We start from the raw sequence: 14,211 nt of genomic DNA on the forward strand, positions 1-14,211 counted from the left end.
CAGCGGGGGCGCGCAGGTCAGGCGGTGCTGGCCGCCACCGCCAGCCGGAGCTGGCGGCGCCGGCGGGTCGCCGCCTCGTAGGTGAACAGCGCCAGCGCCACCCACACCAGCACGAAGCCGGCCCAGCGACCGGCCGGCATGTCCTCGCCGAAGTAGAGGACGCCGAGCCCGAACTGCAGGATCGGCGCGAGGTACTGCAGCAGCCCGAGCGTCACCATCGAGACCCGGGTCGCCGCGCCGCCGAAGCAGATCAGCGGGACCGCGGTCACGATGCCCGCGGAGACCAGCAGCAGGGCGTGGTCGGCGCCGTGGCCGCCGAACTGGGAGGCGCCGGTCGCGACCAGGTAGCCCAGGTACGCCGCGGCGAGCGGCGCCACCAGCGCGGTCTCGACCGCCAGGCTCTCCACGGCGCCGACGTCGGCGGTCTTCTTGGCCAGCCCGTAGGTGCCGAAGGAGAACGCCAGCACCAGCGCGACGTACGGCGGCCGCCCGTAGTCCCAGGTCAGCACCGCGACCGACGTGGCGGCCACGCCCATCGCCACCCACTGCAGCGGCCGGAGCCGCTCGCCGAGGAGCAGCACGCCCATCAGCACCGTCACCAGCGGGTTGATGAAGTAGCCCAGCGACGTCTCCACCACCCGGTCGTTGGTGACCCCGTAGATGTAGGTCGCCCAGTTGACGGTGATGGTCACCGCGGCCAGCGCGAGCAGCCGCAGGGTCCTCCGGTCGCGCACCACGGCCCGCACCCCGGCGGTGCGGCGCAGGACGAGCACGAGCAGCCCCATGGTGAGCGCCGACCACACGATCCGGTGCGCGAGCATCTCCACCGAGCCGGCCGGCTCGAGCAGCGGGAAGTACAGCGGGAAGGCGCCCCAGATGCCGTAGGCGGCCACCCCGAGCAGCAGGCCGCGCCGAGAATCCCCCACCTGCGCATCCTAGGGAGGCCGAGTTTGTCGTGGTCGGGGGAGGGGCACACACTGTGTCGACGTTCCGCACACTCACTCGAAGGGCACTTCATGCATCTGCTTCGCGGCCTCGCCGCTCTGCTCTCCCTCGGCCTCCTGGGCTTGGCCCCGGTTGCCCTCGCGGCGCCCGCCCAGGACGCCGTCGCCGACCGCGTGGTCGTCGCCGAGCGCATCTCGGACGCCACGACGGCCGCCCGCGCCAAGCCCCGTCGCGAGCTCAACGACCGCAGCGTCCAGCGCGGCGGCAAGTGGTTCATCAAGGGCCGGGTCACCCCCGACGGCGCCAAGAAGACCGTGGTCTTCCAGCGCAAGCTCGCCAAGAACGCCAAGTGGAAGAACTACCGCAAGGTCAAGACCGACAAGAAGGGTCGCTACGCCGTGCGCGTGGAGTTCCCGGCCTCCTCGCGGCCGACCTGGTACTACAAGGGCTTCGTCCGCTCCACGGCGAAGTACGCCGCGTCGCCGACCGAGCGCATCTACACCGCCTGCCGCCGCGCGGTCTGCTGACCGCTCCCCGGACAGACGAGAGGCCCCCGCCGTCGGCGGGGGCCTCTCGTGCGTCGTGGGCAGGAGCTCAGACGACCGTCCAGGTGTCGCCGCCGCCGATGAGCGCGGCGAGCCGGTCGGCTGCGGGGCCCTCGGCTGCCTCGGTCGCCTGGGCGACCTGGGCCCGGGCCTGATCGTCGTACGTCGGCCGCTCGACCTGGCGGAAGATGCCGATCGGGGTCTGGTTGAGGTAGCCCATCTCGGTCAGCCGGGAGATCGCGAACGCCGTCGACGGGTCCGGGTTGGTGGCGTCGTGCACGAGCAGCGCGTCGGCACCGACATCGGCCACCTCGACGATCCTGACGCCGCCGGTGCTGGTGTCGCGGACCAGGCCCTTGCTGCCGCCGCTGAACGTGATCGGCTCTCCGTGGACCAGCGGGATGATCGCGTCGCCCTTGGTGTCGTTGCTCTTGATCGCGTCGAACGCGCCGTCGTTGAAGATCGGGCAGTTCTGGTAGATCTCCACCAGCGAGGTGCCGCGGTGGGCGGCCGCGGCGGAGAGCACCGAGGTGAGGTGCTTGCGGTCGGAGTCGATGGTCCGGGCCACGAACGACGCCTCGGCGCCGAGCGCGAGCGAGACCGGGTTGAACGGGTGGTCGACCGAGCCCATCGGCGTGGACTTGGTGACCTTGCCGGCCTCGGAGGTGGGGGAGTACTGGCCCTTGGTGAGGCCGTAGATCCGGTTGTTGAACAGCAGGATCGTCATGTTCACGTTGCGGCGCAGCGCGTGGATCAGGTGGTTGCCGCCGATCGAGAGCGCGTCGCCGTCGCCCGTGACGACCCAGACCGAGAGGTCCTCGCGCGCGGTCGCGATGCCGGTCGCGATCGCCGGCGCGCGGCCGTGGATCGAGTGCATGCCGAAGGTGTCGAGGTAGTACGGGAACCGGCTGGAGCAGCCGATGCCGGAGACGAAGACGATGTTCTCGCGGCGCAGCCCGAGCTCGGGCAGGAAGCCCTGCACGGCCTTGAGGACGGCGTAGTCGCCGCAGCCGGGGCACCAGCGGACCTCCTGGTCGGAGGTGTACTCCTTGGCGTTCTGCGGGGCGTCGTTCGCCGGCACGCCCTCGGTCCCCGAGCGGAGACCGGGGAAGGGCAGCCCGGTGCTGGTGTCGGTGCTGGTGCTCACGAGGAGACCTCCTGGGTGGTGCCGGGGGTGGTGCCGGGGGTGAGGTCGACGGTGACGCCCTCGGCGTCGGCGACGAGCGCGCCGATCGCCTCCGCCAGCTCGGCCGCCTTGAGGGGCAGCCCGCGGACGTGGTTGTAGCCGATCGCGTCGACCAGGAACTTGGCGCGGACCAGCATCGAGAGCTGACCGAGGTTCATCTCGGGGACGAGGACCTTGTCGTAGCGCTTGAGGATCTCGCCGAGGTCCTTCGGGAACGGGTTGAGGTGGCGCAGGTGCACCTGCGCGACGTTGAAGCCGGCCTTGCGGACCCGGCGGCAGCCGGCGCCGATCGGCCCGTACGTCGAGCCCCACCCGAGGACGCACACCTTGGCGGCGCCGGAGGGGTCGTCGACCTCGAGCGGCGGCAGCGAGTCGGCGATCCGGTCGATCTTCGCCTGGCGGGTGCGGACCATCAGGTCGTGGTTGGCCGGGTCGTAGGAGATGTTGCCGTGGCCCTCGCCCTTCTCGAGGCCGCCGATGCGGTTCTCGAGACCGGCGGTGCCGGGGATCGCCCACGGGCGGGCGAGGGTCTCCTCGTCGCGCACGTAGGGCCAGAACTCGTCGGGCTCCCCGTCGGGCGACTTGCGGGACACGTGGTTGGGGCCGGTCGCGAAGCCCGGGTCGATCGTCGGCAGGTCGGCGACGTCGGGCAGCGCCCAGGGCTCCGAGCCGTTGGCGAGGTAGCCGTCGGAGAGCAGCATCACCGGGGTCCGGTAGGTGACCGCGATCCGGGCGGCCTCGACCGCGGCGGAGAAGCAGTCGCCGGGGGACTGCGGGGCGACGATCGGGACCGGGGACTCGCCGTTGCGGCCGAACATCGCCTGCAGCAGGTCGGACTGCTCGGTCTTGGTCGGCAGCCCGGTCGAGGGGCCGCCGCGCTGGACGTTGACGACCAGCAGCGGGAGCTCGGTCATCACGGCCAGGCCGATCGCCTCGGACTTCAGCGCGACGCCGGGCCCGGAGGTCGAGGTGACACCCAGGGAGCCCGCGTACGACGCGCCGATGGCGGCGCCGATCCCGGCGATCTCGTCCTCGGCCTGGAAGGTCGTGACGCCGAACGACTTGTGCTTCGAGAGCTCGTGGAGGATGTCGGTGGCGGGGGTGATCGGGTAGGTGCCGAGGAAGACCGGGAGCCCGGACTGCACGCCGGCAGCGACCAGGCCGTACGCCAGCGCGAGGTTGCCGGTGATGTTGCGGTAGGTGCCGGCGGCCACCGGGGCGGGCTTGATCTCGTAGGAGACCGCGAAGGTCTCCGTGGTCTCCCCGAAGTTCCAGCCGGCCTTGAACGCGGTGATGTTGGCGTCCCGGATGGCCGGCACCTTGGCGAAGCGCTTGGTGAGGAACGCGGTGGTCGACTCGGTGGGCCGGCCGTACATCCACGAGAGCAGCCCGAGGGCGAACATGTTCTTGGCGCGGCCGGCGTCCTTGCGGGAGAGGCCGAACTCCTTGACCGCCTCGATGGTCATCCCGGTCAGGTCGACCGGGTGGACGGCGAACTCGCCGAGCACGCTGCCGGCGTCGCCGAGCGACTCCAGGGGGTTCGCGTCGTACCCGGCCTTGGTCAGGTTGCGCGCGGTGAAGTCGTGGGTGTCGACGATGATCGTCGCGCCCTTGGGCAGGTCGCCGAGGTTGGCCTTGAGCGCGGCGGGGTTCATCGCGACCAGCACGTCGGGGGCGTCGCCGGGCGTGAGGATGTCGTGGTCGGCGAAGTGCACCTGGAACGACGAGACGCCGGGGATGGTGCCCTGGGGCGCCCGGATCTCGGCGGGGAAGTTGGGCAGTGTCGCGAGGTCGTTGCCGAACGACGCGGACTCCTGGGTGAACCGGTCCCCGGTGAGCTGCATGCCGTCACCGGAGTCGCCCGCGAACCGGATGATCACCCGATCGAGCTGCTTGACCTGCTTGGCCTGCTGTCCTGACACGGCTCGCGCCCACTTCCTCGCTGCTGCACCGACGTGCACGTACGCCTTTACGGACGGTCCTTGACCGATAACCGTCGGACGATGGTAGCCCGCAGTCCTGCGGAACTGGAACCTGTTCCAGTTCCGGGTCTGCGTCGCTCCTCTCCACGATAGAGACCTCGGCCCTCGTTCCGAAGCGGTCTCCCGTGCTGGACCTGGTGCAGACCAGTGAGTTCCGACACGCCGACGTGGTGCACTTAGTCAATTAAGTCGACTATGGTCATCGACATTAGCGACGGACCCTCGTTCTCGGACGGGGCTGACACAGAGACGAGACGCTCATGAAGATCAAGGTCGCAGCGGCTGCTGCCGCTGTGGTGCTGACCTTGGCCGGATGCGGTTCCACGGCGAGTGGGGACGGCGACTCCGGTGGTGGCGAGACGGTCAGCATCAACGCGTTCTCGGTGATGGAGGCGGCCAACGAGCCCGTCATCGAGGACTTCCAGGGCACCGACGCCGGCGCCGACACCACCTTCGAGACCTCCTACGGCGCGTCCGGCGACCAGAGCCGGGCCGTCCAGGCCGGCTCGAAGGCCGACGTCGTCCACTACTCCCTCGAGACCGACGTGACCCGTCTCGTCGACGAGGGCCTCGTGGCCGAGGACTGGAAGGACAACGAGACCAACGGCATCGCGACCTCCTCCGTCGTGGTCTTCGTGGTCCGCGAGGGCAACCCCGAGGGCATCGAGGGCTGGGACGACCTGGTCGAGCCGGGCGTCGAGATCATCACCCCGAACCCCGGCTCCTCGGGCTCCGCGCGCTGGAACATCCTCGCCGCGTGGGCGCACGTCACCGGCAACGGCGGCACCGAGGCCGAGGCGGAGGAGTTCGTGACCGGCCTGCTCGAGAACACCATCGCGCTGCCCGGCTCCGGCCGCGAGGCGACCACGGCGTTCACCGACGGCAGCGGCGACGTGCTGCTCTCCTACGAGAACGAGGCGATCCTGGCCAAGCAGAGCGGCGCGGCGATCGACTACGTGCTGCCCGAGGACACCCTGCTGATCGAGAACCCGGCGGCGGTCACCACCGACGCCAGCGAGGCCGGCCAGGCCTTCCTGGAGTTCATGACCGGTCCCGACGCCCAGGCCGACTACGCCCAGTCCGGCTTCCGCCCGGTCGTCGACGGCGTCGACATCGGCGAGGTCGAGGGGGCCAACGACCCGGCCGACCCGTTCCCGACCCCCGCCCAGCTGTTCACCGTCGACGGTGACTTCGGCGGGTGGGGCGAGGCCGCGGACAAGTACTTCGGCGACGGCGAGGAGGGCAACCCCCTCGGCATCATCACCGAGCTCCAGCAGACGACCGGCAAGGTCGGCGAGGAGTAGTGTCCTCGGCCCTCTCCGGGGCGACGATCGACGCGGCCCGGCCGGCGCCCCCCGAGGGGCGCCGGCCGCGGCGCACACGTCGTACGACCCCGAGGAACACGCTCGGCCGGGCCTCCGGCCTCGGGCTGGGCATCGCCATGCTGTGGTTCAGCATCCTGGTCCTCCTGCCGCTCTCGGCCGTGGTCGCCGCCGCGGCCGAGGGCGGCTGGTCGCGCTACCTCGACGTGCTGCGCAACGACCAGACCTGGGCGGCGGTGAGCCTCACGGTCACCCAGGCGCTGGTGATCACGGTGGTCAACGCCGTGATCGGCACCGTCATCGCGTGGGTGCTGGTCCGCGACCGGTTCTGGGGCAAGGCCCTGCTCGACGTCATCATCGACGTGCCGTTCGCGCTGCCGACGATCGTGGCCGGCCTGGTCCTGCTCTCGCTCTACGGCCCCAACAGCCCGCTCGGGATCCACTGGGCCTTCACCGAGAGCGCGGTGACCCTGGCGCTCGCCTTCGTCACGCTGCCCTTCATCGTCCGCGCCGTGCAGCCGGTCCTCGAGGAGCTCGAGACCGACGTCGAGGAGGCGGCGGCGTCGCTCGGCGCCAGCCGGCTGACGGTCTTCCGGCGGATCGTCCTCCCGGCGCTCACCCCGGCCATCGCGGCGGGTGCGGCGTTGTCCTTCGCCCGGGCGATCTCGGAGTACGGCTCGCTGGTGCTGCTCAGCGGCAACAAGCCGTACGAGACCGAGGTCGTCTCGGTGCGGGTGCTGACCTTCATCGAGAACGGCAACACGGCCTCGGCGGCGGCGCTGGCCTCGGTGATGCTCGCTGTCGCGCTCGTCGTGATCGTGGTGCTCGACATCGTCCAGAGGCGGGTGTCCCGGCGATGGTGACCACCTCCCTGCCCGTCCGGTGGCTGCTGCGCGTGCTCGCCATCGGCTACGTCTTCATGCTCATCGCCTGGCCCGTGGGCCTGCTGGTCAAGAGCACCTTCGCCGACGGCGGGGCGTTCCTGTCCGAGGCGCTGGCCGACGACCGGGTCGTCGACTCGCTCCAGCTGACGGCCGTCGTCGCGCTGTGGGCGGTCGTCATCAACCTGGTCTTCGGCGTGACCATCTCGATCCTGCTGGTGCGCTTCGAGTTCCCCGGCAAGCGGGTGCTCTCCGCCCTGATCGACCTGCCGCTCTCGGTCTCCCCGGTGGTCGTCGGCCTGGCGCTGCTGCTCGCCTACAACGGCCGGACCGGCTGGTTCGGCCCGACGCTGGAGGACAACGGCGTCCAGCTGATCTTCAACTCGCCGGGCATGATCATGGCGACCTGCTTCGTGGCCCTGCCACTGGTGATCCGCGAGGTGGTGCCGGTGCTCCACGAGATCGGCGACGACCAGGAGCAGGCCGCCCGGTCCCTCGGCGCGAACGCCCCGCAGACGTTCTGGCGGATCACCCTGCCCAGCATCAAGTGGGCGGTCGTGTACGGCGTGGTGCTGAGCCTGGCCCGGTCGGTCGGCGAGTTCGGCGCCGTGAAGATCGTCTCGGGGAACATCACCGGCCGCACCCAGACCGCGACCCTCGTCGTGGAGGCGAAGTACCAGAACTTCCAGCAGGACACGGCGTACGCCACGTCGTTCCTGCTGATCCTGGTCAGCATCGCCTGCCTCGTCGTCGTGGCCCTCCTCCGCCCCAAGCACTCCTCGTGACCACCCCAAGGAATCCGACATGAGCATCGAAGTCTCAGGCGTCACCAAGCGGTTCGGCGACTTCGTCGCGATCGACGACGTCTCCGTGACCATCCCCAGCGGCCAGCTGACCGCCCTGCTCGGCCCCTCGGGCGGCGGCAAGTCCACGCTGCTGCGCATCATCGCGGGCCTCGACTCCGCCGACGCCGGCAGCATCAAGATCGCGGGCGTCGAGGCGACCCGGCTGCCGCCGCAGAAGCGCAACGTCGGCTTCGTCTTCCAGCACTACGCGGTCTTCAAGCACATGACCGTCGCGAAGAACGTCGCCTTCGGCCTCGAGATCCGCAAGCGGCCCAAGGCGGAGGTCGCCGAGCGCGTCGACGAGCTGCTGAAGCTGGTGCACCTCTCGCAGTTCTCGCACCGGCTGCCCTCCCAGCTCTCGGGCGGCCAGCGCCAGCGGATGGCGCTGGCGAGGGCGCTGGCGGTCGAGCCGCAGGTGCTGCTCCTCGACGAGCCGTTCGGCGCCCTCGACGCGAAGGTCCGCAAGGAGCTGCGTGACTGGCTGCGCCGCCTCCACGACGAGGTGCACGTGACCACGGTCTTCGTGACCCACGACCAAGAGGAGGCCCTCGAGGTCGCCGACGAGATCGTGGTGATCAACGAGGGCCGGGTCGAGCAGATCGGCTCGCCCGAGCAGCTCTACGACGAGCCGGCGAACGACTTCGTCATGGGGTTCCTGGGGGAGGTGACGGCGCTCGACGGCGTGCTGCTCCGGCCGCACGACATCGACGTCGCCCTCGCCCCCGGCGCCCCGGGCTCGGTCGGCGGCACGGTCACCCGGCTGCTGCGCATCGGGTTCGAGGTGCGGGCGACCGTGACGACCGAGGACGGGCCCGAGGTGACGGTCGTGATGACCCGCACCCACGCCCGCTCGGTCGGCCTCGAGCAGGGTGCGCGGGTCTGGTTGACCCCGGCCTCCGGCGCCACCACGGTGCCGGCGCTCGTCGCGGGCTGAGCCGCGGCGTACCCCCAAGCCGGCCGTCCGTCCGAGGAGATGCACCCTCCTCGGGCGGGCGGCCTTGGTGTCGCTGCCTGCTCGGGTGCGGACCACCCCGGTGTCGGGGCGCCGATCGACCGGGGACCGTCGTGGTCGGTCATCGATGGTTGCGGGGCGTGCCCAAATCCGGGTAGCCACTCGCGAATGCCGGGCGGGCATGAGAGACGAATGATCCGATCGGCCTTGTTCGTTCGCAGCCGACCGCCCAGGAGGCACCCATGTCGACTCTCGTCGCCCGGACCCTGGTCGCCGCCGGGGCGATCACCGTCGCCACTGGACTCGGCGGGATTGCTGCGCACGCGGTCGACGGCACGGTCACCCCGGTCGCGTCGAGCTCGCCGGGGCTGTTGAGCAGCGCCTCCTCGTTGAGCGTGAGCGACGACGGCCGGTACGTCGCCTTCGAGAGCAGCCAGGTCATGGCTGGCGACACCAATGAGGGGCCCGACGTGTTCTTGGCCGACACGACGACAGGGACGAGCACCCTGGTCAGTCGGGCACCGGACGGATCGGTCGGGAACGGTTGGAGCGGCGGACCTGAGATCAGCGCCAACGGCAAGTTCGTCGTCTTCTCCAGCCCCGCGAGCAATCTCACCGCGGACAGCGTGGGGACGACCGACCTGCAGGTGTTCCGGTACAGCGTCGCAACTGGCAAGACCATGCGGGTCTCGAAGTCGCCCCGTGGAGAGCTCGCCAAGGACTTGGCGTTCGGTTCCTCGATCAGCGCGAGCGGCCGCTACATCACGTTCATCAGCTACGGGCACAACCTCGTCCCCGGGGACCACAACAACCGGGCCGACGTGTTCCGCTACGACGCGACTCTCGACGAGACCATCAAGGTGAGCGAGACGATGTCGGGGGCCGAGACCGACGGCAATTCGAATTCCGGCGTCGTCAGTCCCGACGGTCGATACGTCGCGTACGCCACCACCGCCAAGAACATGGGGCCCAGCGACACCAACGGGAGCATCGACACCTACGTCTACGACGTGCTCACCGACACCACGATCCTGGCGAGCCGCGGTCTGTCGGGGTCGGCCGCTGGCAAGACGACCCCGACTGACATCAGCAACGGCGGAAGCATCGTGGCTCTGAGCTCCTCTTCGCCGCGGCTGGCGGCAGCCGACACCGACAAGGGGCATGATGCCTTCCTCTACCGCGCCCGGACCGACTCCGTCGCCCTGGTGAACGCGAGCGCCGGACGCGCCTACGGCGCCGACGTCAGCGCCGACGGCCGCTGGGTGTCGTACGTGGAGTTCGCCAGTGACGCCCCCGGCGCGGCGACGACCACGCTCCTGCTGGACCGGAACGCCAACCAACGGACCGACATCGCAGCACCGCTCAACGGGGGCGTCACCTCGCTCAGCAGTTCGGGGGCGGTCGCGGTCTTCTACGGTGCTGACAGAGCGACGCCGACCCAGTACGGGCTCTACTTGTGGACTCGGCTGGGCGGCTGATCCCCTCGGCCGGCGCCCCAGACATCGAAGTGCCACGCCGCGGAGACACTCTCAGGATCAGCGGTAGTTGGTGAACTGCACCGCGAAGTCGTAGTCCTGCTGCTTGACCAGCGCGATGATCGCCTGCAGGTCGTCGCGCTTCTTCGAGGAGACCCGCAGCTCGTCGCCCTGGATCTGCGCCTTGACACCCTTGGGGCCCTCGTCGCGGATCAGCTTGCTGATCTTCTTGGCGTCCTCCGAGGAGATGCCCTCCTTGAGCGCGATGCTGATCTTGCTCTGCTGGCCCGACGGCCGCGGCTCGGAGGCGTCGAGCACCTTGAGGCTGACGTCGCGCTTGATCAGCTTGTCCTTGAAGACGTCAAGGACGGCGCTCGCGCGGTCGTCGGCGGACGCGCTGATCTCGATGGCGTGCTCGCCTTGCCACTCGATGGTCGCCCCGGTGCCCTTGAAGTCGAACCGGGTGGCGATCTCCCGGGCGGTCTGCCCGAGGGCGTTGTCGACCTCCTGGCGGTCGATCTTGCTGACGATGTCAAAGGACGAGTCGGCCATGGGTGCTCCTCGGGAGACGGTTTCGTGCTGCTGATGGGGCTGCGCTATTCTTTCGTCTTGCGTCTCTCCGGCCAAGCCGGGGCGACCATCCCTGGCAGGTTGCCCGAGCGGCCAATGGGAGCGGACTGTAAATCCGTCGGCGTAGCCTTCGAAGGTTCGAATCCTTCACCTGCCACACCAGGGAGAAGGGCCTCTGGCCAGCAGCGATGCGGCCAGGGGCCCTTCGCTGTCTCCGACCCCCTGCGTCGCCCCGCCGGCGCCGGCGGCCGTGGCCGGGGGCGTGGACACCTGCTCCTGGCCCTCGACCGGTGTTGAATACTCGCGAGGTCGACGTCCCCGTGACCTCAGGAGTGGCCGGATGACCAGCACGCCGCCCCGGCCCCTGGGCCAGCCGCTCGAGCGCGTGCGGCGTCGGGTCCGCTGGGGGCTCAACCACGCGCTGCCGAAGTGGGCGATCTCCCGGGCCGCCACGGAGGGGGACCTGCACGCGCAGCTCGTCGTCTCCTCCGGCACGAGCAGCGACGCGCCGCTGGAGCTCTTCGAGAAGATCCGCGCCGCCGGTCCGCTGCACCGGTCGAAGTACGCCTCCGTGACAGCGAGCCTCCCGGTCGTGCGCGAGGTCCTGGCCAACCCTGACGTCCGGGCCGGCATCGATCTCAGCGGCGGCCCCGGCCCGCTGGGTCGGCTGGGCCGCTGGGCGGCCCGGACCGCCCCGCTCGGCCCGCTCACCCCGCCGTCCCTGCTGGTCACCGAGCCGCCCGACCACACCCGGATGCGCAAGCTCGTCACCCGGGTCTTCACCGTCAAGGCCGTGCAGGGCCTCCGGGACCGTACGGAGCGGATCGCCGACGAGCTGCTGGACTCCCTGGCCGGTGATCGGTCCAGCGCGGACCCGGTCGACCTGGTCGAGGCCTACTGCGCCCTGCTCCCCGTGACCGTCATCGCCGAGATCCTCGGCGTGCCCGAGGCCGACCGGGGCAAGGTCCTCGAGTTCGGCACCGGTGCCGCGCCCAGCCTGGACCTGGGCCTGTCCTGGCGCGAGTTCAGCTCGGTCGAGCATGCCTTGACCCGCTTCGAGGACTGGCTGACCGACCACCTCGAGACCAAGCGGCGAGAGCCCGGGGACGACCTGCTGGGCAAGCTCGTGGCCGCCCTGGACGACGACGGCGTCGCCCTCACCGACGCCGAGCTGAAGGCCACTGCGGGGCTGGTCCTGGCTGCCGGCTTCGAGACCACGGTCAACCTGCTCAGCAACGGCATCTCGCTGCTGCACGACAACCCCGACCAGCTCGCGCTGCTGCGCCGCGAGCCCGAGCGCTGGCCCACCGCCGTCGAGGAGGTGCTCCGGCTCGACCCGCCCGTGCTGCTCACCGGCCGCACCGTCGTGCGGGACACCGTGATCGCGGGCGTGCGCGTCCCCCGCGGTGCCGTCGTGACCGCGCTGCTCGCCGGGGCGAACCGCGATCCGGAGGTCTTCGCCGACCCGGGGACCTTCGACGTCACCCGGGCCAACGCCGCCGAGCACGTCTCGTTCTCCGGGGGCCGGCACTTCTGCCTCGGCGCGGCCCTGGCTCGGATGGAGGGCGAGGTCGGTCTCCGCCGGCTCTTCGAGCGCTACCCCGACCTCCGCCTCGAGCCCGGCGCCCGGCGCCGCGACACCCGCATCCTGCGCGGCTTCGCCACCCTCCCGGCCACCGTGTCCTGAGTGCCGCCCGGACCGGTCAGCCGATGGTCGTCGCGGGCACGGGCGCCCTCGACTCCAGCTGGGGCGCTGCGGCGAGCAGGTAGCTGCCCTGCCAGGCGCGGTGCACCACCAGGGCGGCGGCGACCGACCCGAGCGTTCCGAGGGTGAGGTCGCCCAGGGTGTCGGCGTACCGGTCGGAGGCGCCCGAGGTGCTGAGGAAGGCGTAGTACTCGGCGATCTCCCAGCCGAGGGCCGCGGTGACGCCGAAGGCGAGCCCACGCTCCAGCACCCGTCCGAGGGTCGCGCGGTGCGCCAGGGTGAGCAGGATGAACGCGGCGGCCAGCAGGCCGGTGTTGACCAGGTGCATCAGGTCGTCGAACCACCGGATGGTGTCGTAGAGGTCCATCCGGTTGCCGAGGGTGTCGGAGAAGCAGGTCACGGTCACCAGCAGGTCCGCGAGCCACGGGAACGACGCCCGGTCGCGCCACCGCAGGTACCACACGGCCGGGATCGTGAACGCCAGGAGCGGGTAGCCGATCGCCCGGGCGGTGGCCCCCTTCCCCTCGAGGTTGCCGAGCTCGGGGTAGAGCATCGCGCTCAGCAGCAGCAGCAGGAGCGAGGCCTTGCCCGCGACGTCGAGGGCGGCGACGAGTCCGGGGATCGGGTGTCGAACGGAGGCCGGGGGGTCGTCGCTCACAGGCGCACGCTATCCGTGGTCCGCCCCGAGCCCGGCGTCGGGCGGGCGTCCCACCCGCCGCTACGTCCCTACGGCAGCTCGCCGCGTGCTCGCCGCGATCCCGGTCGAGGAACGCAGGACGAGCTCCGTCGGGAGCGCGAGCTGCACCGGCTGGCGCGCGCTGCGGTCGGGCCCGCCCAGCATGTCCAGCAGCAGGTCCACGGCTGCCCGGCCGACATCGACATGGGCCCCGCCCAGGGTCGTCAGGCCCGGTGTGCACATCTCCGCGGCGAAGATGTCGTCGAAGCCGACCACGCTGACGTCGTCGGGCACGGCGAGCGAGCGGTGTGCGAGTCGCTGGGTCACCCCGATCGCCAGCAGGTCGTTGTGGGCGACGATCGCCGTCGCACCGGCCTGCGTCGCGGCGTCGGCCGCCGCGCCGCCCTGGGACGCCTTGGGCGTGAACGGGCCGATCCGCCGCGCCTCGATCCCGAGCTCGTCGGCGGCTGTCGCGAGGGCGGACCAGCGCGTGGCCGCCATCCACGAGTTGCGCGGCCCGGCCAGGTAGAGGAGCCCCCGGTGTCCCAGTGACGCGAGGTGCTCCACGATCTGGCGGCAGCCCCGGTGGTGGTCGAGCACGACGCTGGCCAGGCCGGGCAGCTCTCGACTCATCAGGACCACGGGACGTTGGCCGGCCACCTGTCGCAGGTTCTCGTCGGGAAGGCGACTGGCCGCCAGGACGAACCCGTCCACCGCCGGCACCAGACGCTGGATCTGGTCGTACTCGACCCGTGGCGACTCCTCTGCGTTGACCAGCACCAGGGTGAACTGGGAGGCGCGCGCCCGCATCTCGGCGCCCCTGATGAGATCGAAGTAGTGCGGATTGGCGATGTCCGAGACCACCATCGCGATGGTCTGGTGTCGTCCCGACAGCAGGGCGCGCGCGTGGGGATTCGGCTGGTAGCCGAGCTCGGCGGCGACGGCGCGCACCCGCTCGCGCGTGGTCGCGCTGACCCGCGTGGGACTCGAGAAGGCCCGCGAGACGGTCGAGGTCGCGACGCCCGCCGCACGGGCCACGTCGTAGATGGTGGGGCCGCTCACGTGCTCACCCAACTCCGGTGGCAACAGGTTGGCAACCCCTTGCCGTGATTGTCGTCACGCTCCTA

At 70.8% G+C, this 14,211-nt stretch carries 13 protein-coding genes and 1 tRNA gene; 8 read left to right on the forward strand and 6 right to left on the reverse strand.

Annotation, left to right across the window (positions count from 1 at the left end; genetic code table 11):
• Positions 1 to 17 precede the first annotated feature (17 nt).
• On the reverse strand, positions 18 to 926 hold the full coding sequence (rarD, locus tag H4O22_RS03125; RefSeq protein ID WP_220451272.1) for an EamA family transporter RarD: 909 nt from the start codon (positions 924 to 926) through the stop codon (positions 18 to 20).
• Positions 927 to 1,016: 90 nt separating this feature from the next.
• On the opposite strand from rarD, the gene H4O22_RS03130 reads away from it, so the two are divergent.
• Complete coding sequence (locus H4O22_RS03130; RefSeq protein WP_182525624.1) at positions 1,017 to 1,472, forward strand: hypothetical protein; 456 nt, start codon at positions 1,017 to 1,019, stop codon at positions 1,470 to 1,472.
• 67 nt (positions 1,473 to 1,539) lie between these two features.
• Here the strand turns inward: H4O22_RS03130 and H4O22_RS03135 are convergent, their stop codons facing one another.
• Complete coding sequence (locus H4O22_RS03135; RefSeq protein WP_406603328.1) at positions 1,540 to 2,637, reverse strand: 2-oxoacid:ferredoxin oxidoreductase subunit beta; 1,098 nt, start codon at positions 2,635 to 2,637, stop codon at positions 1,540 to 1,542.
• Positions 2,634 to 4,637, reverse strand: a complete 2,004-nt coding sequence (locus tag H4O22_RS03140; RefSeq protein ID WP_406603327.1) for a 2-oxoacid:acceptor oxidoreductase subunit alpha — start codon at positions 4,635 to 4,637, stop codon at positions 2,634 to 2,636. Before H4O22_RS03140 ends, H4O22_RS03135 begins: the two co-directional genes overlap by 4 nt.
• Positions 4,638 to 4,918: 281 nt before the next feature.
• Between H4O22_RS03140 and H4O22_RS03145 the strand changes: the two genes are divergently transcribed.
• The 5 genes from H4O22_RS03145 to H4O22_RS03165 all read left to right on the forward strand — a co-directional run bounded on the left by H4O22_RS03145 (position 4,919) and on the right by H4O22_RS03165 (position 10,136).
• A complete protein-coding gene (locus H4O22_RS03145) occupies positions 4,919 to 5,962 on the forward strand; it encodes a sulfate ABC transporter substrate-binding protein (protein WP_182525626.1) in 1,044 nt (347 codons plus the stop codon).
• Positions 5,962 to 6,843, forward strand: coding sequence for a sulfate ABC transporter permease subunit CysT (cysT, locus tag H4O22_RS03150; protein WP_182525627.1), 882 nt, complete (start codon positions 5,962 to 5,964; stop codon positions 6,841 to 6,843). The genes H4O22_RS03145 and cysT overlap by 1 nt, the downstream gene beginning before the upstream one ends.
• On the forward strand, positions 6,837 to 7,646 hold the full coding sequence (locus tag H4O22_RS03155; RefSeq protein ID WP_182525628.1) for a sulfate ABC transporter permease: 810 nt from the start codon (positions 6,837 to 6,839) through the stop codon (positions 7,644 to 7,646). Before cysT ends, H4O22_RS03155 begins: the two co-directional genes overlap by 7 nt.
• 19 nt (positions 7,647 to 7,665) lie before the next feature.
• Complete coding sequence (locus H4O22_RS03160; protein WP_182525629.1) at positions 7,666 to 8,640, forward strand: sulfate/molybdate ABC transporter ATP-binding protein; 975 nt, start codon at positions 7,666 to 7,668, stop codon at positions 8,638 to 8,640.
• A 413-nt stretch (positions 8,641 to 9,053) separates the two neighbouring features.
• A complete protein-coding gene (locus tag H4O22_RS03165; RefSeq protein WP_182525630.1) occupies positions 9,054 to 10,136 on the forward strand; it encodes a TolB family protein in 1,083 nt (360 codons plus the stop codon).
• A 57-nt stretch (positions 10,137 to 10,193) separates the two neighbouring features.
• Here H4O22_RS03165 and H4O22_RS03170 read toward each other — a convergent pair whose 3' ends face one another.
• On the reverse strand, positions 10,194 to 10,685 hold the full coding sequence (locus H4O22_RS03170; RefSeq protein WP_182525631.1) for a YajQ family cyclic di-GMP-binding protein: 492 nt from the start codon (positions 10,683 to 10,685) through the stop codon (positions 10,194 to 10,196).
• Between the two features lie 93 nt (positions 10,686 to 10,778).
• Here H4O22_RS03170 and H4O22_RS03175 point away from each other — a divergent pair.
• Both H4O22_RS03175 and H4O22_RS03180 read left to right on the forward strand, forming a co-directional pair.
• Positions 10,779 to 10,860, forward strand: a tRNA-Tyr gene (locus H4O22_RS03175).
• A 183-nt stretch (positions 10,861 to 11,043) separates the two neighbouring features.
• Positions 11,044 to 12,390 (forward strand): cytochrome P450, encoded by a 1,347-nt coding sequence (locus H4O22_RS03180; RefSeq protein WP_182525632.1) that lies wholly within the window; start codon positions 11,044 to 11,046, stop codon positions 12,388 to 12,390.
• Positions 12,391 to 12,406: 16 nt separating this feature from the next.
• Here the strand turns inward: H4O22_RS03180 and H4O22_RS03185 are convergent, their stop codons facing one another.
• Together H4O22_RS03185 and H4O22_RS03190 are read right to left on the reverse strand one after the other, a co-directional pair.
• Positions 12,407 to 13,066, reverse strand: a complete 660-nt coding sequence (locus H4O22_RS03185; protein WP_182525633.1) for a DUF2238 domain-containing protein — start codon at positions 13,064 to 13,066, stop codon at positions 12,407 to 12,409.
• 60 nt (positions 13,067 to 13,126) lie between these two features.
• A complete protein-coding gene (locus H4O22_RS03190; RefSeq protein WP_182525634.1) occupies positions 13,127 to 14,146 on the reverse strand; it encodes a LacI family DNA-binding transcriptional regulator in 1,020 nt (339 codons plus the stop codon).
• Positions 14,147 to 14,211: the final 65 nt, after the last annotated feature.

Source organism: Nocardioides dongkuii (assembly GCF_014127485.1).
GTDB classification, from domain to species: Bacteria; Actinomycetota; Actinomycetes; order Propionibacteriales; family Nocardioidaceae; genus Nocardioides; species Nocardioides dongkuii.

What these genes read in the sequence shown, in the direction of transcription:
- H4O22_RS03130 (WP_182525624.1), top strand. Translation starts at nt 1,017, where the DNA reads ATGCATCTGCTTCGCGGCCTCGCCGCTCTGCTCTCCCTCGGCCTCCTG.
- H4O22_RS03145 (WP_182525626.1), top strand. Translation starts at nt 4,919, where the DNA reads ATGAAGATCAAGGTCGCAGCGGCTGCTGCCGCTGTGGTGCTGACCTTG.
- H4O22_RS03155 (WP_182525628.1), top strand. Translation starts at nt 6,837, where the DNA reads ATGGTGACCACCTCCCTGCCCGTCCGGTGGCTGCTGCGCGTGCTCGCC.
- H4O22_RS03160 (WP_182525629.1), top strand. Translation starts at nt 7,666, where the DNA reads ATGAGCATCGAAGTCTCAGGCGTCACCAAGCGGTTCGGCGACTTCGTC.
- H4O22_RS03170 (WP_182525631.1), bottom strand. Translation starts at nt 10,685, where the DNA reads ATGGCCGACTCGTCCTTTGACATCGTCAGCAAGATCGACCGCCAGGAG.
- H4O22_RS03180 (WP_182525632.1), top strand. Translation starts at nt 11,044, where the DNA reads ATGACCAGCACGCCGCCCCGGCCCCTGGGCCAGCCGCTCGAGCGCGTG.